Annotated in this window: 18 protein-coding genes and 1 tRNA gene (1 of these 19 cut by a window edge); 7 read left to right on the top strand and 12 right to left on the bottom strand. The window is 49.0% G+C overall.

Annotation, left to right across the window (positions count from 1 at the left end; all coding sequences use genetic code 11):
- Together L976_RS02340 and L976_RS02335 are read left to right on the top strand one after the other, a co-directional pair.
- Positions 1–660, top strand: coding sequence for a TVP38/TMEM64 family protein (locus L976_RS02340; protein ID WP_047533824.1), 660 nt, complete (start codon positions 1–3; stop codon positions 658–660).
- Positions 661–673: 13 nt separating this feature from the next.
- Complete coding sequence (locus tag L976_RS02335) at positions 674–2,398, top strand: ArnT family glycosyltransferase (protein WP_047533822.1); 1,725 nt, start codon at positions 674–676, stop codon at positions 2,396–2,398.
- 61 nt (positions 2,399–2,459) lie between these two features.
- Here L976_RS02335 and mutM read toward each other — a convergent pair whose 3' ends face one another.
- The 8 genes from mutM to L976_RS02295 all read right to left on the bottom strand — a co-directional run bounded on the left by mutM (position 2,460) and on the right by L976_RS02295 (position 9,483).
- Positions 2,460–3,275: a bifunctional DNA-formamidopyrimidine glycosylase/DNA-(apurinic or apyrimidinic site) lyase gene (gene mutM / locus L976_RS02330; protein ID WP_047533820.1), complete on the bottom strand. Its 816-nt coding sequence runs from the start codon at positions 3,273–3,275 to the stop codon at positions 2,460–2,462.
- A gap of 24 nt (positions 3,276–3,299) precedes the next feature.
- A complete protein-coding gene (locus tag L976_RS02325; RefSeq protein ID WP_047533817.1) occupies positions 3,300–3,755 on the bottom strand; it encodes a hypothetical protein in 456 nt (151 codons plus the stop codon).
- A gap of 81 nt (positions 3,756–3,836) precedes the next feature.
- A complete protein-coding gene (gene moaA / locus L976_RS02320) occupies positions 3,837–4,820 on the bottom strand; it encodes a GTP 3',8-cyclase MoaA (protein WP_037424015.1) in 984 nt (327 codons plus the stop codon).
- A gap of 16 nt (positions 4,821–4,836) precedes the next feature.
- On the bottom strand, positions 4,837–6,636 hold the full coding sequence (locus L976_RS02315; protein WP_047533815.1) for a bifunctional molybdopterin-guanine dinucleotide biosynthesis adaptor protein MobB/molybdopterin molybdotransferase MoeA: 1,800 nt from the start codon (positions 6,634–6,636) through the stop codon (positions 4,837–4,839).
- A gap of 30 nt (positions 6,637–6,666) precedes the next feature.
- A complete protein-coding gene (gene mobA / locus L976_RS02310; protein ID WP_047533813.1) occupies positions 6,667–7,260 on the bottom strand; it encodes a molybdenum cofactor guanylyltransferase MobA in 594 nt (197 codons plus the stop codon).
- Positions 7,244–7,951, bottom strand: coding sequence for an ATP-binding cassette domain-containing protein (locus tag L976_RS02305; RefSeq protein WP_047533811.1), 708 nt, complete (start codon positions 7,949–7,951; stop codon positions 7,244–7,246). Before L976_RS02305 ends, mobA begins: the two co-directional genes overlap by 17 nt.
- Before the next feature lie 3 nt (positions 7,952–7,954).
- A complete protein-coding gene (locus tag L976_RS02300) occupies positions 7,955–8,662 on the bottom strand; it encodes an ABC transporter permease (protein ID WP_037428336.1) in 708 nt (235 codons plus the stop codon).
- The gene (locus L976_RS02295) at positions 8,659–9,483 is read right to left on the bottom strand and encodes a substrate-binding domain-containing protein (protein ID WP_037423998.1); all 825 of its coding nucleotides are present in this window, start codon (positions 9,481–9,483) and stop codon (positions 8,659–8,661) included. Before L976_RS02295 ends, L976_RS02300 begins: the two co-directional genes overlap by 4 nt.
- A 284-nt stretch (positions 9,484–9,767) precedes the next feature.
- On the opposite strand from L976_RS02295, the gene L976_RS02290 reads away from it, so the two are divergent.
- Together L976_RS02290 and L976_RS02285 are read left to right on the top strand one after the other, a co-directional pair.
- Entirely contained in the window at positions 9,768–11,150 is a 1,383-nt protein-coding gene (locus L976_RS02290; RefSeq protein ID WP_037423995.1) for a sigma-54-dependent transcriptional regulator, read from the top strand.
- Positions 11,151–13,280, top strand: a complete 2,130-nt coding sequence (locus tag L976_RS02285; protein WP_037423992.1) for a sensor histidine kinase — start codon at positions 11,151–11,153, stop codon at positions 13,278–13,280.
- A 256-nt stretch (positions 13,281–13,536) separates the two neighbouring features.
- Here the strand turns inward: L976_RS02285 and L976_RS02280 are convergent, their stop codons facing one another.
- Positions 13,537–14,004, bottom strand: a complete 468-nt coding sequence (locus L976_RS02280) for a GNAT family N-acetyltransferase (protein WP_037423988.1) — start codon at positions 14,002–14,004, stop codon at positions 13,537–13,539.
- Between the two features lie 98 nt (positions 14,005–14,102).
- The gene (locus L976_RS02275) at positions 14,103–14,762 is read right to left on the bottom strand and encodes a 7-cyano-7-deazaguanine/7-aminomethyl-7-deazaguanine transporter (protein ID WP_037423985.1); all 660 of its coding nucleotides are present in this window, start codon (positions 14,760–14,762) and stop codon (positions 14,103–14,105) included.
- Between the two features lie 229 nt (positions 14,763–14,991).
- On the opposite strand from L976_RS02275, the gene L976_RS02270 reads away from it, so the two are divergent.
- Positions 14,992–15,717 carry a transporter substrate-binding domain-containing protein gene (locus tag L976_RS02270; RefSeq protein ID WP_047533787.1) on the top strand — a complete coding sequence of 242 codons (726 nt, stop codon included), beginning with the start codon at positions 14,992–14,994 and terminating at the stop codon, positions 15,715–15,717.
- 24 nt (positions 15,718–15,741) lie between these two features.
- On the opposite strand, the gene L976_RS02265 is transcribed toward L976_RS02270, so the two are convergent.
- On the bottom strand, positions 15,742–17,100 hold the full coding sequence (locus tag L976_RS02265) for an isochorismate synthase (RefSeq protein WP_037428343.1): 1,359 nt from the start codon (positions 17,098–17,100) through the stop codon (positions 15,742–15,744).
- 419 nt (positions 17,101–17,519) lie between these two features.
- Here L976_RS02265 and L976_RS02260 point away from each other — a divergent pair, with 419 nt between their 5' ends.
- A complete protein-coding gene (locus tag L976_RS02260) occupies positions 17,520–19,703 on the top strand; it encodes a TonB-dependent receptor plug domain-containing protein (protein WP_047533775.1) in 2,184 nt (727 codons plus the stop codon).
- Position 19,704: 1 nt separating this feature from the next.
- On the top strand, positions 19,705–19,870 hold a 166-nt coding region (locus L976_RS22660), incomplete at its 3' end, for an ATP-binding cassette domain-containing protein (RefSeq protein ID WP_156143225.1).
- Positions 19,846–19,870: transfer RNA gene (locus tag L976_RS23095), tRNA-Phe, on the bottom strand; it runs 64 nt beyond the window's last position. The genes L976_RS22660 and L976_RS23095 overlap by 25 nt on opposite strands.

The following is a 19,870-nucleotide window of genomic DNA, read 5'->3' as shown; positions in this document are numbered from 1 at the left end:
ATGAAGCGACTCTATAAGGCGGTGTTTATCGTCTTTATTTTGCTGGTGTTAATGTTTGCGGCCCAGCAAGGGTTATTCGAGCATGTGACCGATAGCAATTGGGTGGCACACTTTATTGCCGCTCAAGGGGTCTATGCGCTGGCGGTATTGCTGATGGTTGGCGCCTTGTTTACCGCTGTCGGTGGGCCGAGGCAGGTGATCGCCTTTGTATTCGGCTTTGCCCTCGGTGGTATCTATGGCGGTCTATTTTCCACCTTAGCGGCATTGCTGGGTTGTGTGCTGGCGTTTTATACCGCGAGATTAACCATTCGAAGCAGTCTGCAACGGCGTTTTGGCAATCGTTTACAAAAGTTTGAGGCGCTGATCATTCATCGGACTTGGTTAAAAGTCTTAATGATCCGTCTGTTACCCGTGGGCAGTAATCTGCTGACGAATCTGTTTGCGGGGGCGACACATATCCCCGCGGGGGGATTTATGTTTGGCAGCGTGCTGGGTTATTTGCCGCAGATGCTGATTTTCAGCTTCGCTGGCGCAGGCATTGGTTTGTCTGATCATAACCAACTGAGGATCAGTATCGGGCTGTTTATTTTCTCGAGTCTTATCGGCGCTTACCTTTACCGTTCTAGCCTGCGTAAGCAGGTGGATGAATTGGAAAACTAAATAGGGATTAGGAATGGATGCATTGAATCGTCGTTTCAATAGCGAAGATTATTACCAAGTACTCTGGCCGCTGCTGTTGATGGGTTTGCTGATCTTGCTGGTTGGCATAGGTTTTCGTTCACCTTGGCCTGCCGACGAGCCGCGGTTTGTTGAGGTTGCGCGGGAGATGGTTGCCTCGGGCCAATGGTTATTCCCTACCCGGGGCGGGGAATATTATCCCGATAAACCACCAGTATTTATGTGGGCGATTGCCCTGTTTTATCAACTAACGGGGTCGTTAAAATTCTCCTTTTTACTCCCCAATGCCCTCTGTGGCTTGCTGACGGTATTCCTTGTCTATGATTTGGGTGCCAGATTGTGGAATGTGCGGGTTGGGCGCAACGCCGCTTTATTGCTCCTCATCGTGCCGCAATTTTTAATGCAGGCGAAAAATGCCCAGATAGATGCCATGGTGATGTGTTGGATAACCGTGGGATGTTACGGATTAATCAGACATTTTATGCTTGGGCCTAAGTGGCATTGGTATTTTATCGGTTGGGCATTTATGGGGCTTGGGGTGATCACTAAGGGGGTTGGTTTTTTGCCCCTATTGTTGCTCATTCCGATTGGGATTTACGCCTTCAAAGATAAGACCCGTTTTGAGGGGCGCTTAACTTGGCTTTGCCTCGCGGGGCCGTTGGCCATGCTGGCCGTGATTGCCTGTTGGTTAGTGCCAATGGTGATGACGGTTCAAGCCCATGGCACTCCCGAGATGGTGGCCTATCAAAATAACATTTTGTTTAAGCAAACGGGCGAGCGTTACGTCAATGCTTGGCACCATATCAAGCCTTGGTATTTCTTCGTGCTGAGCGTGATCCCTTGGATGTGGTTCCCGATTTCGTTGCTGGTGGTCGCCTATTGGAAACAGTGGCTGCAAAAGGTGAAGGCCGATCCCACCATCGCGATTCTGCTGATTTGGGTCGGGCTCGTGGTGCTGTTTTTCAGTATCAGCCCGGGCAAGCGCAACGTGTATATTCTGCCCGCATTACCTATGTTGGCCTTGGCGGCGTCAGCGGTATTAACGAGTGTTTCACCCAAAGCTTGGTTTGAAAAACTGGTCACTGGTGTGCTGTGGTTCTTGGGCGCACTCGTGTTAGTGGCCGGCGTGCTGGCATTTATCCATCACCCTGCACTTGTCAAAGCGCTGGCGGATTATACCGATGATCTCACTAGCATTAGTTACTTATTTATTTTGCTCGGGGTGCTTTGGTGTGCCTTGCTGTGGCTGGCGCGTCGTCAGTTTGCACTGGTGAAAGTGGGGTTAGTTTCAGCCTTGGGCTGGGTGCTGGTGAGCACTTGGGGTTACGCTATGCTTGATGAAATGCGCACCCCCAGAAGCCTGATGCTACATACCGCCGAAGTGATAGGTGAGGATGCCGAGCTTGGGTTAGTAAACTTTAAAGAGCAATTTATTCTGTTCTCGCCCATGAGTGTGACGCATTTTAGTTATCTCGCGCCAGTAGAAGAGCAGGAGCGTAACGCGTGGCAATGGATGCTGGAGAACAAACAGCGTTATGTGCTAGCACCTAGCGGTGCCGAGCTGAGTTGTTTCGATATTAAAGGCGGTAAGAGTATGGGGATTGCCCACCGTGACGAGTGGATTTTGTTATCCGCTGCGGAACTTAAGCCTCAGTGCCAAGCGCCAGAGCGTGAGTACCGTTACTTTACCGATCATCCTGGCCGTTGGTTAAAAGAGTAATCAAACACCATATCGAAGAAGCTAAAAATGCCTGCAATAGCAGGCATTTTTATGAGCGAGATTAACGCGTCTGGCAGATGCTGCAAAACACTGTGCTGCGTTGACCAAGGCGGATTTCGCTGAGTAGATTGCCGCACTGAGTGCAGGTTTCGCCGCCGCGGCCGTAAACATGCAGCTTTTGGGCGAAATAGCCGGGTTTACCCTCGGCATTGGTGAAGTCCTTAAGCGTGGTGCCGCCCTGCTTGATGGCGTGTGCGAGGATTTGTTTCACTTCAGCAACCAGTACCATTAAGCGTTCAATATCTATCTTGCCTGCCTCCGCCTCGGGGTGTATCCCTGCGGCAAACAGTGCTTCGTTGGCGTAAATATTTCCCACACCCACCACAATATGATTATCCATCAGGCAGAGTTTGATGGCCTTTTTCTTGCCCGCCAGTGCGGCAGCTAACTGATTGACATTAAAGGCATCGGTCAGAGGTTCTGGCCCGAGTTTTTCCAGCAGCGGATGGGCTTCCTCTGGCAATTGGCACCATAACCAAGCGCCGAAGCGTCTTGGGTCGTTAAAGCGCAGAATGCGGCCATTGGCGAGAACGAGATCGATATGGTCATGCTTCTCCACTGGCGTGTCGTGGGGCAGGATCCTTAGGCTGCCCGACATTCCCAAGTGCACTATGCTGGTGCCGGCATCGGTATCGATGAGCAGATACTTAGCACGGCGGCGCACTTGGCGTATGGTTTGGCCGATGATCTGTTTGGCAAGTTCGGGAACGGGCCAACGCAGTGAGGCGTTCCGCACAACGAGGTCAACCACGGTTTGATCGACTAAGTAAGGGGTTATCCCCTGACGGGTGACTTCGACTTCTGGTAATTCCGGCATGATTGGCTTCTTTTATTCAATAGATTAACGTGCAGGTTTCGCATCGAGGATTGGCTGTAAACCCGTCCTTAAGCTCGGTGGCACTAAGTACCAGTTGCTCGCGGGAGATTTAAGGACGCCTTCATCGGGGAAATAAATCCAGCGCTGTGATTGACGAATATCGGTAATTTGGATCACCAGCTCCTGAGGTTTGCCAGTGGGTTGTGGCGCGTCATTGAAGGGCGAGACCCTTAAGCCTTGCCAAGCCTTTGCCCATTGCTCACAGTTGAGTACTTGTGGATCGCATTCCCAGTTTGAAGTTTGTTTGTGCAGCCAAATACCATCCAACTGCAACTGAGCCAGCGGGGCATTATCATCAAATAGCCGTTGCGCATCACTGGGCACATTTTGGGTTTTCTTATCCATAAACGTGAGCACGCCAATGATAAACACGCAGGCAAGAATAATGATGTTATTCCACTGTTTACGAGTAAGCGCCATAGGAAGAGTGACACAAAAAATAGGACTAATGCCATGAGTGTATCACGGCAAAATTGAGATGCTAGCCCTGAGGTGAGGAGGTTAACCGCCGGTGGCGTTCATAAAACGCAGAATTTGTACTTCGTTATTATCGAATACATGCTGCTGAGGTTTGCGCTTAATACCATGGAGAATGGCGGTTTTTAGCCGTTCAATATCGCCGGGGAACTCTCTTATAATGCTTTTTAAATCAACGGAGTGCTCATTACCCAGACAGAGCAATAGCTGTCCCTCTACGGTAACGCGCACCCGATTACACTCGTGGCAAAAATTATGGCTATGGGGTGAGATAAAGCCGATGTGAATTGGACTATCGACCATCTTGTAGTAACGCGCGGGTCCGCCTGTGCGTTTATTGGAGAGTTGTAGTGGATAATGCTCGCTAATCATGGCCTTAACTTCATCACTGCTGCAATGGCGCATGCGTTTGCGTTCATCCATTTCACCCAGCGGCATTTCTTCAATAAAGGCGATATCGAGCTTGCGGTCGCGGCAAAAGTTAACCAGATCGATGACTTCATGATCGTTTTGCTGTTTGAGGATCACGGCATTGATTTTTATGCGCGTAAAACCTGCGGCAATGGCCGCATCAATGCCTTCGATAACGCGTGCTAATTTGCCGTTGCGTGTCAGTTGGGTAAATAGTTCGGGGTTAAGGGTATCTAAGCTGATATTTAAACGCTTAAGACCCGCATCAAACATAGGTTTGGCAAACTTACTGAGTCTAGAGCCGTTGGTGGTCATCGATAAATCTTTGAGCCCTGGGAGCTTGCCAAGTAAGTGCACCAGTTGATCGCAATCGCTACGCACTAGCGGCTCGCCGCCGGTGAGGCGAATTTTGGTCACCCCCAGTTCAGTAAAGGCTTGGGCAATCCAAGCCAACTCTTCGAGGTGCAGTACATGGTCCTTGGGCAAGAAGCAGGGATCTTCGGTCATGCAGTAGACACAACGGAAGTCGCAGCGATCTGTCACTGAGAGTCGTAAATATTCGACCTGACGGCCAAAGGCATCTACAAGTTGGCTCATAGGGACTCAGTGGCTCTTATAGAAGATCGGCAAAAGGTTGAATAAACACGGTTTCACCCGCATTCACCACCTCAGCATCATCTCCAATGATGATAAGGCAATTGCCTTTGACCATAGAGCTGAGCATGCCAGAACCTTGGTTACCAGTGCTGGTCACGTGCTGCCGGCCATCATGACCGAGGCGATAAATGCCGCGGATAAACTCAGTGCGGCCCGTGCGGCTTCGCAGGGTTTCATCGGTAATCGCTGGGAATAATGGTGCCTGCCAGTTTGTTTCGCCTGCGAGCTTACGCAGTGCAGGTTGCACAAATTGCAGGAACGACACCATCACCGCCACCGGATTGCCGGGCAAGCCGAAGAATAGGCTATCGCCGACCTTACCAAAGGCGAGTGGGCGACCAGGGCGCATATTGATCCGCCAGAAGTCGATATTGCCAAGGCGTGCCAGCACGGCCTTGATGTAGTCGGCATCGCCAACGGAAACCCCGCCAGAGCTAATCACCACATCGGCCTGCGCCGCAGCCTTGGTTAAGGTGGCTTCGAGAGCGCTTTCGGAGTCTTCGATAATGCCTAAGTCAATGACGTCACAACCTAAACGTTTTGCCATCGCTTTGATGGTGTAACGGTTTGAGTCATAAATACAGTTTGGATTCAGTGCTTCGCCGGGTTGGCTGACTTCATCCCCGGTTGAAAACACGGCTACTGTTGGACGGCGATAAACCGTCACACGGTTAAGGCCGAGGGAGGCTAATAAGCCTTGCTCGGCGGCGCTTAGGCGCGTGGCCTGTGTGAGTGCGACTTGGCCTTGGCCAATGTCTTCACCCGCAAGGCGAACGTGTTGGCCCTGCTGAATGCGGCCTTCAAAACTGACCTTGGCATTGGCCTCGTTAGCTAGCTCTCGAGGTTGAACAGTATCGGCGCCAGCGGGCACGGGCGCACCCGTCATTATGCGAACAGTCTCTCCTGCCTTAAGAATGCCCGAATATTGATGTCCGGCGAGGACCTCTCCGACTAAGGTGAAGCTTGCAGGCAGCGGATCTTGATAGGCGAAGGCATAACCATCCATCGCCGAGTTGGTTTGCTGCGGTACATCCACGGGCGAAATGCTGTCGCGGGCGAGCACGCGATAATCTAAATCGTCTAAGCCTATGTCTTCCACCTCTGTGACCGGCGTGACATGGGATAAAATCTGCGCTAACCCTTGGCTCACGCTCAGGTTTTTATCGCTGCCCAAGGTGCAGGCATCGACAGTTGCGAACGGTAATGCGGGGTTAGGGGCTTGCCAGCTATTGGCATATTCCATCACAAAGTCAGCAATTTGCGCGACATTGTTAAGGTCGAGTCTTCTTAGCTCGCTCGGTAGCTCGGTGTCATCACAGCAAGCGATGGCGAGAATATTGTCGTCTTGGGTATAGATAAACGGCTTGCCGTGGGCGGCGCGGTGCAGCTCAATTTTCGGTAATGTGAGTTTTTTAAAGCCTTCGACTAAGACGATATCGACTTTATCGGCTTCAATTTGTTTGAGTAGGTGGACTAACTCTGGGTCGCCATCGCGGGCATCTTCGGTCATCAGCGCCCAACGCACATGGGAGGCGACTAACATTTGCCGTGCGCCAGCTTTTCGCATCTCGTAGCTGTCTTTACCTGGGATATCGACATCGAAATTGTGGTGAGCATGTTTGATCACCGCCAGACGCAGGCCGCGCTGATTTAATTCGGGGATCAATTGCTTGAGTAGGGTGGTTTTCCCCGTGCCGCTATAGGCACAAAATCCGAGAACGGGAATAGATAGCGGATTGACGAAGGGAGTACTCATTTGCACCTCTAATCTGGGAAATTTGAAGCCTTAGCTTTGGTTTATCTCTGCTGCCAGTCGTTGTTTTTGTTCTGGCGTGTTCACATTGACGAAGGCATTGGGTTGATCGGCAAAGGCCGCCACGGCATAGCGATGTTTGGCATACCAAAAATCAATTTTACGCTCACCCGCTTCGAGAAAGGCGGTCATCGACTCGCGCAGGCTCGGCTTTAGTAACATCACCACCGGCTGCTCACGTTTCCCATCGCTGGCCACGGCAAGTTCAGCGCCGTTTGCCTCAATGGCGGTTAATAAGCGGGCGACTAAATCCCGCGGGAGTAGCGGACAATCGCAGGGCACCACGAGCAGATAGTCTGCTTGGGTGTGACCCATAGCGGTGATCATGCCCGCCAAGGGGCCGAGAAACCCAGTATGCTCATCGCTCAACACCGTAAAACCGAACTCAGCATAGCGTGTTTGGTTACGATTTGCGTTGATCAGGATCTCCTTAACCTGAGGTTTTATCCGTTCGATAGTGTGTTCTATCATGGCCTTGCCGTTTAGCTCGACGAGGCCTTTATCGTCCCCACCCATACGGCGCGCCATACCACCAGCAAGAATAACCGCATCAATTTGCAACGACATATAAAGATCCCTGTATGGATGTAGTGGGCGATTGTTGGCGGGAGGTTATCACCTGTTGGTCAGCAATGTGCCACTGCTGCTCGCAAATGGCGGTGAGCGCACAGTTTTGGTGGCTGCTTAATAGCATTCCCGTCCCTTGCTGTTTGAGCTGTTGGATCATTTGCAGCACTAAGGCTTGGGAGTCCTTATCCATATTGGAGGTCGGCTCATCGAGCATCAGTAACTTTGGCTGCAATATCCAAGCGCGGGCGATGGCGAGGCGTTGTCTTTCGCCGCCGGATAAATTGCTGGCTCTGGCTTGTAATAGCGAGCCTAGTTGGGCCATTTCAATTGCTTGGCCTATTCTGCGTTTGGCCTCGGTTTTTGAGGCCGCAAAGGGGAGCCCGTAGGTCAGGTTGTAATTGACTGTACCATCGAATAGATAGGGATGTTGGTGGAGATAAATGGCCTTTCCAAGCAAAGGGTTACGTTTCCACCATCCATCTTTTTTAAAGCCGCTCAACTCAATGTTACCCTGAGATGGCGCCTGTAGACCCGCGAGGATCTTCATCAGGGTCGACTTGCCTGAGCCGTTGTCACCCTGCAAATAAATGACATTCCCTTGGCATAACTCAAGGCGCTGAGCTTTGAATAATAAGCGCGGGCCAAAGGACATTTCCAAGTCACGGGCAATCAGTTTGGCTTGGGTCATAAGTTAATGGCTCCTTGGCGTTTCTTTGCCGCGTAAACTACCTAAGGCAAAGTTTAGGATCAAGGCCAAGATTAGCAGCACTAATCCGAGGGCGATAGCTTGGGCGAAATCACCTTTACTGGTTTCCAGTGCGATAGCCGTCGGGATATTGCGGGTCACGTTTAAAATGTTTCCGCCCACCATCATCGAACAGCCGACTTCGGTGAGAATACGGCTAAAGGCTGCGACAATCGCCAGCAATAATGGCATACGTAGCTCGCGACATACTGTCCAGACGGCGCTTATCCAAGAGGCGCCTAAGGTGCGTGAGGTTTCCCATGCGCGGCGATCGACACTAGTGAAGGCCGCTTGGCTCATGGCGATCATCACTGGAGCGCAAATCAGCATTTGGCCGAGGATCATCCCCTCTTGAGTGAACAACCACTTTAAATCCCCAAGCGGGCCGTTGCGGGTCAAGATGAGGTACACCAGAAGGCCGATCACTACGGTGGGAATCGATTGCAGTGTCTGCACTAAGTTGGTGACAAACCACTTTCCAGGGAAATAGGCAAACGCCAACACAAAACCGAGCACCATCGACGGGACTAAGGTAATGAGCAGCGCCGCGAACGAAACCGAAAACGAGACAGAAATGATGGACCAAACGTCGGGGTCCAATGAAAACAGCAGGCTTAACGCCTGCTGTAACAGTGCTAGCCAGCCTTCGTTCATTCGCTATAGGTTGCCTTGAACAGTTGCTCGCCTTCAACTTTGAAGTTGTTGATCATGCTTTGACCTTCTTTGCTGATCAGCCAGTCACTGAAGGCTTTTGCGCCTTTGTGGTTCAGATCTGGGTATTTCGCTGGGTTGATCAGAATCACTTGGTATGGGTTCGCTAGGGTTTTTCCACCATCAAAATCCACACCTAAGTCCAACTTCGTTTTGTACGCTACGAAAGTACCGCGGTCAGATAGAGTGTAACCTTGTAATTCGTTTGCCATCAGCAGGGTTTTACCCATGCCTTGACCGACTGAAGTGTAACCTTTGAAGTCAGGAGTCACGCCTGCGGCTTTCCATACTTCTAGCTCTTTGATGTGAGTGCCAGAGTTGTCACCACGAGATAAGAAAGGTAAGCCAGATTTGGCGATTTTAGCGAAGGCTTCTTCAGCGGTTTTGCTTTCACGCAGTTTGGCAGGGTCGTTTTTAGGGCCTAATACGACGAAATCGTTTTCCATAATGCCACGTGGCTCAACACCAAAACCATCGGCAACAAATTTTGCTTCAGCGCTTGGTGCGTGGGTCATCACTAAATCTACATCGCCTTGCTCACCTAGTTTCAGTGCTTTACCTGTACCAGTGGCGATAACTTGTACTTTATAGCCTGTTGCACTTTCAAACTTAGGCAGTAATTCTTGTAACAGACCAGAGTTTTCAGTACTGGTCGTGGTGGCTAATTTAATCACTTCAGCCGATTGAGCGGGTAACACTGTGAGCATACTGGCTGCAACAACTAAGCCTAGTAAAGATTTCATGTGGGATTTCACGTTTAGCATGGATACTCCTTGGCGAAAAATAGGGGTCCGACTCAATTGCCTACTGAGTGGGAGATTCCGTAAATTGTAATGCGTTCGATGGAAAGCAAATAGGATGCCAAACCAATAATGGTGCATTTACCTTCACAGCATGATCTAAATTGTGAGCTCGATCCCAGGCTCAGCAAATAGTTTACAGACAAATTGTCCCAGCGCATGCTTCTTATGGTTCATAGTGACCTATTCGTCTAGTTTCAATGCTAGAATTGGTCGCAATTGAGTCAAAATGTCCAGACGTGAGCACTATGAGCCAGATAGATAATAACCTCAAGCCCCTTCCTTCCGCTGTTTCAGTCCTGATCGTCGATGACGAGCCGGGGATGCGTAGCTTTTTGAATAAGGCGCTCTCGAAGAAATTCGCCTTAGTCGAAACGGCGGGCAGTATTGAAGATGCTGAGCAGTTACGTAGCCGCTGCCATTTCGACTTGCTGATTGTCGATATCCGCTTACCCGGTCGTTCGGGTATCGAGTGGCACGAAGCCTTAGATGAGCAAGGTCGACGTTCCGATGTAATCTTTATGACCGGCTATGCGGATTTAGAGGTGGCGATTAAAGCGCTGCGAGCAGGTGCCTCAGATTTCATTATGAAGCCATTCCATCTCGAGCAGATGATGTCGGCGGTTGACCGTTGTATTGAACGCCGATTGCTGCGCCGTGAAAACTTGATGTTGCGTCGCGAAGTCTCTATCGGCTATTCCTCTACCATCATAGGGAGTAGCGACGCCATGAAGTCGGTGAAGCAAGTGATAGAGCGCGTGGCACCGACCAATGCCGTGGTATTAATTCAAGGCGAATCGGGCACGGGTAAAGAGTTAGTTGCGCGCCAATTACATTTACTCAGCGGTCGCCAAGGGCCCTTCGTGCCAGTTAACTGTGGCTCGATAGCCCCAGAACTACTTGAGAGTGAACTCTTTGGTCATACGGCAGGGGCGTTTACTGGTGCTAAAGGTAACCGTGAAGGCCTATTTAGTTTTGCCTCCGGCGGTACGATTTTCCTCGATGAAATTGGCGAGATGCCGCTCAAAATGCAAACAGCGTTGTTAAGGGTGCTGGAGCAGAAGGCGATTCGCCCGGTGGGCAGTGAGAAGGAAGTCAATATTGATGTCCGGGTGATTGCGGCAACTAACCGCACTCTGATGGATGAAGTCGAAGCGGGGAACTTCCGTCGCGATCTTTATTATCGACTGAATGTGCTGGATATTTTTATTCCTCCGCTGCGTGAGCGTCCGGAAGATGTGGTCGAATTGACCCACCATTTTACCCGCCAATTGGCTGCTGAATTAGGCGTGCGTGAAGTGGTGTGGAGCCATGAAGACATGGTAAAGCTGCAACAACATGAATGGCCGGGTAATATCCGCGAACTGCGTAATATGATTGAGCGCTGTATTCTGCTCGGCAAGCCGCCAGCGGAGTACTGGAAGCAGCAGGTTAAAACCGAGTCTTCGGCTTTGCAGGGTTATCCTTTAGATTGGCCATTAAAAGATGTGGAAAAACACCATGTGACGAGTGTGGTCGATCTGCATTCTGGCAATAAATCTGCTGCTGCTCGGGACTTAGGGGTTTCCCGCAAGACCTTAGATCGCAAATATAAAGAGTGGTTTGACGTTAGCGACGAGCAGGAGTTTTAAGTGTCTTTTTTTACTCACTTTTTTGGAGTTAGTTGGCAGCAAATGCAGGCTAAAGTGCGTTATCGCATTTTGATCCTCACATTGCTGCCGATTTTGCTCACTTTGGTGAGTTTAGTGTTTATCACGATTTACTGGAATATCAGCTACACAGGCAAGCAACTGTTTATGAAGGTCAAAGCCGATTTGGCTGTGGCTGAAAATACCCTGCAACAGGTGCAAGTTCGCCAAGAAAAACAGCTAGAAAGGGTGATGACCTCATGGACATTCCAGAATGATTTTAGGCCGATCCTCAGTGGTGCATTAGATCATAGGACGAGCATAGATAGTTTTCTTGATGAGCAAAAGCAGCAACTCGATTTAGACTTTTTGCGGCTGGTCAGTGTCGCTGAAGCGGCGGCTGATCCTGACTTACGACAGATTTTACCGAAAATGGGTGGAATGTTGCCTTATTCGGGACTGATGGTGTTATCTCGTGAACGTTTGGCGCGGATTGACCCTGATTTAGCGCAAAGAGCGAGTATTCCACTGTTAGCGACCTTGCGGGCACAAAGTCCCAATAAGCAAGTTGAGGACCGTGGTTTGCTCAGCCGTAGCTTGTTGCCGATCCCCGATACTGAAGGCAAAGTGGCATGGTATCTCGACGGCGGGGTGTTATTTAACCGCGACACCCGCATCGTTGATCATATCCGCGATCTTGTCTACGACAAGGGTACCTTGCCCGAACGTTCAATTGGTACTGTGACGATTTTTCTCGATAATATTCGGGTATCGACTAACGTTCCTTTGCATTTTTTTCCACAGCCGAATGAATCCCAAGGGCGTGCGCTGGGGAGTTTGGTCTCTGAGGAAGTGCGAGAAAAAGTGTTAAATCACGGAGAGTTATGGGTCGATAGGGCGTTTGTGTACAATGATTGGTTTATTTCTGCCTATGCGCCGTTAGAAGATGTCCGTGGACAGCGAATTGGTATGATCTACACCGGTTTTTCGGAGTCTCCTTTTATTCATAACTACCTGCTTAATATCATTGAGTTAGGTACCATTCTGATGTTAGTGCTGCTTATTTCAGGTTTGCTGGTTTACCGCGGTGCCTACAGTTTATTGCAGCCGATTGAGCGGATTCACCATGTGGTGCAAGCCGTGCAGTCTGGACGCAATGTGCGTATTGGTGCCTTGGGGTTAGATAGGGATAACGAGTTGTCGAATCTTGCCGAGCAGTTCGACCGTATGCTCGACCTATTGCAGCGGCGCAACGCGCAAATTCAGGCCGCTGCCGAACAGCTCGAAATGAAGGTCGAAGAGCGTACTCGTAGCCTGCAAGATAAGACCTTAGAGCTACAGCGTAACGTCGCTTTACTCAATGAGACACGCCAGCAGTTAGTGACTAATGAAAAGTTGACCGCTCTAGGAGAGTTAACCGCTGGTATTGCACACGAAATCAATAATCCGACCGCTGTTATCCTCGGCAATATGGAGTTACTGCGCTATGAGCTGGGTGATAATGCCGACGTCGTAAAAGAAGAAATTGATCTAGTTATTCAGCAGGTTGGTCGTATAAGCACTATTATCCGTAGCCTACTGCAATATAGTCGCCCGGGAGAGTTTAACGCTCCCTTAGAGATGCACCCTATCACGCCGATCATTGAGGAAATGCTGGTATTAGTGCGGCATTCAATTCAAAAGCAAGAAGTTGTGCTGATAACGGAACTAAACGCCAGTTGCCCTGTTCAGGTCAATCGCCCGCAGTTACTGCAAGTACTGATTAACCTTGTGGTGAACGCAGCCCATGCTATGGATGGTAAGGGACGCATTTGGGTTCGCACTTATGATTGGGTGCAGCAAGATATGCCGATTGGCGTCAAAATCGAGGTTGAAGACGAAGGGTCTGGGATTGAGCCTGAGCAATTGGGGCGGATTTTTGATCCTTTCTATACCACGCGTAAAGATGGCACAGGCCTTGGGCTGTCGCTCAGCTACGGTATTATTAAGCGCATCGGTGGCACCATAGAGGTGAGCTCTGTATTAGGTAAAGGCTCAATCTTCACCATTGGCTTGTATCACGAGGCTAAGGAAGATCAACAAAACAACCTTTACGATGGCTTACATTTTTCTGGACATAATGCTGAAATCTAAAATTCTGCGCGAGTTAAGTATAAGGTTCAAAGAGCTTTATTGAATAACAAGCAAAAAAAAGCCGGATGATGAATCCGGCCACAAAAGAGTGTGTGAGCAATGTCGTGCTTGCAAACTCAGGAGCACTTTAACAACGTCAGATTACCAGTCATCGGTGTTAAAGATGAGTTTTGGAACGCAAGTTAACGATAATCATTCTCAATTGTGTTTGCAAGCTATTTATTGCAAAAAATGCATATTTTTATCTATGGTATGTTTATGCCGCCACAATAGACTTGCTTAAATGTAATTTATGGTTGATCAAACTCTGAGGATCGGCATTTAGCTCGGTAATTAAATATTGGTTTCTAATCAACAGATTGAGCATTGCAGGGAAACGATTCATGGTTTTAACCTGAATATGGTTATAGCCTTGGAGGCTGGCCCATTTCTCTTGGTATTCCAGTAGGCTTTGTGCTAATCCTAAACGTCTAAAGTCTGTCGCAACGCCACCTAACCAACTGTAAAAAATCCCTTTTTCCTGTTCGTATCCCAGCTTGAACCCCGCCAGTTCGCCTTCCACATAGGCTAGGAGAATCAAGCAAGTCTTGCCTGAAAGCCGTGCCGTTAAGGTGTCTGGCGTCAATGGACGGTCGAGCTCAGGTATTTGCTTACTTAGTTCGATGAGTTGTATGGCTAACTCGGGAGTCAGAGTTGTGATTGCTTTGATTTCAATTGAATACATAATTTTCTCTCACAAAAATCAGCCCCAATAGCGTATCAAACGCATTGGGGCCGAATAAAAACTGTTCAAATTATAACAGGTCTGGCCAGTTGAGTTAATCAGGAAAATGATTTTTGTGGGCTGGTTTGCAATATCTTGTCTTGTAACACTTTCAGCAGCACACCGTAGGCGGGTAAGAATAGCCCTAGGCTAACAAGCAATTTAAAGCTGTAATCGACAGTGGCAATTTCAGGCCAGTTGGCGGCCATAAAGCTGTCTGTTGAAGCATAAAAAGCGATGCTGAAGAACACTAAGGTATCGACTAAATTACCAACAATCGTCGATGCCGCAGGCGCGACCCACCATGAACGGCTCTGGCGCAGACGGGCGAATACAGTGATATCCATCAGCTGACCAATCAAATAAGCCGCAAAGCTGGCAAACGCAATACGAAACACAAAGGTGTTCCATTGGCTTAAGGAGTCCATCCCTTGGAAGCTACCCTGATGGAATACGACTCCCATAACATAGGAAATCATCAGTGCGGGCACCATGGCCTTGAGGATGATGCTTCGAGCGGGTGTTTGTCCAAAAATGCGCACCGTTAGATCGGTTGCAAGGTAAACAAAAGGAAAACTAAACGCGCCCCAAGTGGTGTGATAACCAAACAATTGAAACGGCAGTTGTACCAAATAGTTGCTTAGGCAAATAATCAGTATGTGAAATCCCACTAATAGCAGGAGTGCGCGGCGAAGCTGCGCAGGGGTTAACATTAACATATGTGGCCTTTTTAGTTGTGTAGGGCGGGGTGAGGGAACCCGCTAAATCGTCTGCTGTTATTTTATCCCGTTCCAGCGTGCTGAAATCGGGCCGCCATTATAGTGACCATGTTTGAAGATGCAAGCTTACGGTTTATATTCCAAGCAATTTAGCCGCGAATACTGCGCAAACCTAAGGCATAGGGATCGAAATTGTCCTACACTTTCTAAGAAATGTTAGGAGAAACCGATGAGATTATTTCTTGCCGCCTTGTGTGTTAGCTTATTGAGTTTATGTGCTTTCGCGACTCCCAATAAGCCGGTCGTGGTGCATCTTGTCACAGCCTCTTGGGAAGGTTTTGCTAATCCTGATGAGACGGGTTACTACTTTGATCTCCTCAGGCGTGTCTTTCCATCACCGGAATGGCAGGTCGATGTGCAGTTTATGCCTTTTGCTCGTACCTTATATCTGATTGAAAGCGGACGGGTTGATATGGTTCTCAGCGTGTACAAAGGCGATGTGAAAAATAGCCTACTGAGTGAAAATGCCGTTGAGCTTGATTCAATTGATGCCGCAGTAACGCCTCAAATTGCAGCAACTTGGGCTGGGATGGAGAGTTTATCCCATAAGAGAGTCCAAGCCATGCTGGCCTATCGTTACAATATGCTGACCTCCATACCGATGTTTTACGAAGAAAGTAGCGACATGCTGAGTATGCTCAATAGTGTAAATGCGGGACGAATCGATGCAGTACTGGATTACAAAAAGAATATGGGGGCGCTCATTCCTGAACTGAGGGCGCCACAAACGTTTGTGATTATCCAAGGCGTGTTAAATGCAGAAACTTTTTTTGCCTTTGCCAATACCGAAAAAGGACAAATGCTAAAGCAACATTTTGATATTGAACATAAAAAAATCATTGACTCCGGTGAGCAGGATAGGCTTTACACTGAGACCAAAGCAAAGGGGTTTTAATGTTTCGGCATCAGTGTTAAATGTTTATAGCTCAATCAGAATCGACATTATCGTTGCAAGTTTATTCTCTAGCTCTTGCCACTCAGCCTCGGGATCTGAACCTGCAATAATGCCCGCACCCGCAAACAGATTAATTTTACCTGGCTCAATCAATGCACTGCGGATGGCGACTGAAAACTCACTCTCATCTTGATTAAAATATCCGCAAGCACCAGCGTACCAGCCTCGCATATAGCCTTCCCGCTGGCGAATGAACTTCATTGCAGATTCTCTAGGGAGGCCTCCCACCGCGGGTGTAGGATGCAGTGCTTGTAACAGCTGAAAATCGTTCACGCCAGGCTTTAACTCGGCACGAATAGCGCGGTGCAGATGCTGAATATGATTTAACTTAAAGATTGTGGCCGCTTCTTCTGCACCGACATACTGACTCAAAGGCGTGAGCATATTGACTATGTGACGGCGAACAAGCTGATTTTCAACACTATTTTTATTGTCTTCCAGCAGCGCATTGGCTAGTGCCACATCTTCTTCTTTATTTAATCCGCGAACTGTCGTGCCCGCTAATGCCTCGGTAAACAATTGTTGCCGACGACGACGAAATAAGCGCTCTGGGGAGCAGGAGATATAAGTACGCTCAGGGCTAAATTGGAATCCAAATTGAAAGCTATTGGGGTTACGGCCTTGCCAGCAGGCTAATACCATCCAAGGATCAACTTGCTCGTTAACCTTAAGCTCTGTCAAACGTGAGAGAACGACCTTGGGCGTATCTTGATTAAATTCAGGCTCAACGACTTGTTCGACTAAGGTTTTCCAACGAGGAAAGTCCGGAATATCTTGGCGGCTCACTAGGGTGAGTTTATTGGGTGGCGCCAAGGGGCGTGCTGGCATAACCGCTTCAATAGCGGCAATCGCAAGGTCGATCTCATCGATAGGATTGTTATCGGCAAAATTAAGATTTACCCGCAAACTAAACTGATCCGCACTGCGTCTAAACTCGATTCTGGGTAGTACAAATCGGCTATTACCAAACTCAGGCCAAGATTCAATGCTGCGGTCAAAGGCTACACCGCCATAGTATCGAATGTCTGGATTGCTAGATAAAACACGTTGCCGTTCGTAAACACTGGCCAGCTCGTTATCCTGGACGCCAGTTTCAAATTTTATGTCTTTACAAGCACCTATGGCTGCAACTTCTTCAATTTTGTCACGCCCATGCCAGTAGATGCGTGGATACTGAGTTTGTGACGCCAACCATGAAATCAAAGGAATAGAGACAGTCGTTAAAGATAGCTGCACTATCGGCTCCGACGCTGGAACCTGTTTCATTTGAATGAGTTTGTCGATGAGAGACTTAAGGTCTTCAGACAGGGCATGAGCAGGCAAGTAAAACTCCAAAGATAACGGAATGAAGGTAGTGGCTGAAGTTCCGGTTCTCAGCGGTGAATATGAACTAGGTTAATGCATTCTTTTTAAAGTCATTTACACCAAGTTGATTAGAGCGTGTAAATAAGAATCTTTCGCTCAAATTAAAGGCCGAGGCCGTCAGTGTCAAGAAGCAAGCCATGAGTGTGTGACTTTTACCATAGTCTCATTTTAAGACGCAAAAAAATGTGACCAAGATGGGTCTTTTTGTCGATACCGTTGGCAGTGTTGGACATTTTGTCTCTTTGTGACTAAAGGCGTGTTCCATTTGCCGTAATTAGTCGATCTGGGTTGGTTTTTAATTTTTTTTTGGTTGAGACGGAATTATCTAAGACCACAATAGGGAGCACATCTTAAATTTCCTGTATGACAACAATAATATGATTACCAGACAAACGATTTTTAGAGTGTCGTCCTTAGCGTTAGCGATTGGGCTCAGTTTAACGGCTCACGCCGATGAAATCGCCCGCGATCCCCTGCTAAATGTGAATGAAGTGATTGTCGTCCATGGCGAAGGCGCCGATGCGGAGCAATTGGCGACCACTCATTGGAGCATCAATGAGGCCGAAATCCGTGCTTTGGGTGCGCAGACATTAGACCAAGTGCTGAAGAATGTGCCCGGGGTTTATATCCGTGTGGGTGGTGATGGCACCCCTAGGGTCGATATCCGTGGTTTTAAGACCCGCCATGTCACTCTGTTGGTAAACGGCGTGCCCATGAGCAGTGCCGACGATGGGCAGTTCGACCCAAGCGTGATCCCAACCAGCCAAATTGCCTCGGTTGAAGTGTCGGTCGGCCCGACTTCAGTGCTGTATGGCCCAAGCGGTGCCGGCGGGGTGATCAATATTATTACTAAGCAAGGCAGCACTGCGCCCGCCTTGTCTGGACGTGTAGAAGCGGGTAAAGACAATACCTTTAATGGCGACATCAGCGCCGCAGGTTCGGGTGATGATTGGCAGGGATTAGTGAGTGTTAGCCGTCAACAGACCGATGGTTTCCCGATGTCGAACGATTTCGAGCCGACCAAATATCAAGACGGTGAACTGCGTGCCAACTCAGATAAAGAAGTCACCAACGTTTATGCCCAAGGTAGTTACTGGTTATCGGATAAGACCCAACTGATTGCCAACGCGGCACTGCGTAATGGCGAATGGGGCAAACCTGCCCGTGATGGAACTGGCAGTGGCAAACTTAAGTATGAGCGCACCGACGATTACGATTCACATACCTTCCAGCTCGGCTTAGCCCATCAGTTCGACGATACTTTTACCCTGCGAGGTTTTGGCTATCACAATCAAAGCGATACCTTAGAAGCCGCTTATGCCGATGAAACTTATTTGGCATTAACGCAAACTCAAGACGGTCGCTCCGTGGTTCAAGGGGTCAATTTACAGCTGATCACTGATTTTCATAAGGCCGGGCTGTTAACCACCTCTGTGATTGCTGAAGAGCAGAGCTGGAAGTCTGTAGTGGACACATACTCCAGCAATACTGGTAGTGGTACGGGGAATAACTCGGGCACTGGTTCAGGTTCTGGCGGTGGCACTGGTAGTGGTGGCGGAACAGGTTCCGGCGGTGGCACTGGTAGCGGCGGCGGAACAGGTTCTGGCGGTGGTACTGGAAGCGGCGGCGGAACTGGTTCTGGCGGTGGTACTGGAAGCGGCGGTGGAACAGGTTCTGGCGGCGGCAATGGTAGCGGTGGCGGTTCTGGTGGCGCTGAAAACCTAAATGATTCTGCATGGTTATATACTGCGGCAGCCGAATATCAGTATCAATCTGAGCACAACTATGGCGTTACCTTAGGTGGAGCTTTCCATTCACTCGATGCCTCTGATGGCACGGATGATAATTACTCGGCAATGGCATCTAGCTACTGGCAAGTGGTACCCGATTCACGTTTAAGCCTAAGTGTGGCACGTAAAGTCCGTTTCCCTTCCATGGTGAACTTGTACTCGCAATCATCGGGTAACCGTGATTTAGAAGCAGAAGAGTCTAAGCATGTTGAGTTGGGTTTAGAGCAAAACTTACCCGCCAGCACCGACTTCTCGCTCTACGGTTATTACACGGACGCGAAGAACTACATTGCCAAAGATACTGCGGGTTTCTACCAAAATATGGGGCGCTATGAGTTCAAAGGGATTGATTTTCAAATTAATAACCATGTGATTGAACATTTGGATCTGAGCTTCTCCTACAGCTACTTAGATTCAAAAGAAATGGAAGGCGATGATACCTTAGATGCGCTGCAATACCGTCCTCGTCACCAACTGCGCTGGCAAATGAGCTATGAATTCCCATTCGAGACACAAGTCCACCTCAATGTGGAACGTATCCTCGATCAGGTTTATGCGACTCAGGTGAAGGTAAACGGACAAAACCAGTATCAACAGCAATCGTTGGATAATTACACCTTAGTGGATATCAACTTAGTGCAGCCGCTGATCACCGATAAGTTAGACGTGTATCTGCGTGCCACTAACCTATTGGATGAGAACTACTACCAGAGTGAAGCCCTGCCTCAGGCTGGCCGTCAGTTCTTCGTGGGTGTGAACTGGCAGATTTAAGATGAAATTACTCGAGCTCGACGGTGTCAGCTTTAACTATGGCAGCCAGCTAGCCCCGGTTTTACAGGAGCTTAATCTCTCGATTGGCGCAGGCCAATGCCATTGTGTGAGTGGGCCCACGGGCTCGGGTAAATCGAGTCTATTAAATCTACTGGCGGGCGTACAGA

The sequence above is a fragment of the Shewanella sp. ZOR0012 genome, assembly GCF_000798835.1.
In the GTDB taxonomy this organism is placed as follows: domain Bacteria; phylum Pseudomonadota; class Gammaproteobacteria; order Enterobacterales; family Shewanellaceae; genus Shewanella; species Shewanella xiamenensis.
Note: the sequence above shows the minus strand (reverse complement) of the source record. Positions and strands in the feature narration are given on the sequence as shown.

Excerpts from the sequence above, each read along its gene's own strand:
- L976_RS02340 (WP_047533824.1), top strand. The coding sequence starts at position 1 with ATGAAGCGACTCTATAAGGCGGTGTTTATCGTCTTTATTTTGCTGGTG.
- mobA (WP_047533813.1), bottom strand. The coding sequence starts at position 7,260 with ATGTCGTTGCAAATTGATGCGGTTATTCTTGCTGGTGGTATGGCGCGC.
- L976_RS02300 (WP_037428336.1), bottom strand. The coding sequence starts at position 8,662 with ATGAACGAAGGCTGGCTAGCACTGTTACAGCAGGCGTTAAGCCTGCTG.
- L976_RS02290 (WP_037423995.1), top strand. The coding sequence starts at position 9,768 with ATGAGCCAGATAGATAATAACCTCAAGCCCCTTCCTTCCGCTGTTTCA.
- L976_RS02315 (WP_047533815.1), bottom strand. The coding sequence starts at position 6,636 with ATGAGTACTCCCTTCGTCAATCCGCTATCTATTCCCGTTCTCGGATTT.
- L976_RS02260 (WP_047533775.1), top strand. The coding sequence starts at position 17,520 with ATGATTACCAGACAAACGATTTTTAGAGTGTCGTCCTTAGCGTTAGCG.
- L976_RS02325 (WP_047533817.1), bottom strand. The coding sequence starts at position 3,755 with ATGGCGCTTACTCGTAAACAGTGGAATAACATCATTATTCTTGCCTGC.
- moaA (WP_037424015.1), bottom strand. The coding sequence starts at position 4,820 with ATGAGCCAACTTGTAGATGCCTTTGGCCGTCAGGTCGAATATTTACGA.
- L976_RS02270 (WP_047533787.1), top strand. The coding sequence starts at position 14,992 with ATGAGATTATTTCTTGCCGCCTTGTGTGTTAGCTTATTGAGTTTATGT.
- L976_RS02335 (WP_047533822.1), top strand. The coding sequence starts at position 674 with ATGGATGCATTGAATCGTCGTTTCAATAGCGAAGATTATTACCAAGTA.
- L976_RS02305 (WP_047533811.1), bottom strand. The coding sequence starts at position 7,951 with ATGACCCAAGCCAAACTGATTGCCCGTGACTTGGAAATGTCCTTTGGC.
- L976_RS02280 (WP_037423988.1), bottom strand. The coding sequence starts at position 14,004 with ATGTATTCAATTGAAATCAAAGCAATCACAACTCTGACTCCCGAGTTA.
- mutM (WP_047533820.1), bottom strand. The coding sequence starts at position 3,275 with ATGCCGGAATTACCAGAAGTCGAAGTCACCCGTCAGGGGATAACCCCT.
- L976_RS02295 (WP_037423998.1), bottom strand. The coding sequence starts at position 9,483 with ATGCTAAACGTGAAATCCCACATGAAATCTTTACTAGGCTTAGTTGTT.
- L976_RS02275 (WP_037423985.1), bottom strand. The coding sequence starts at position 14,762 with ATGTTAATGTTAACCCCTGCGCAGCTTCGCCGCGCACTCCTGCTATTA.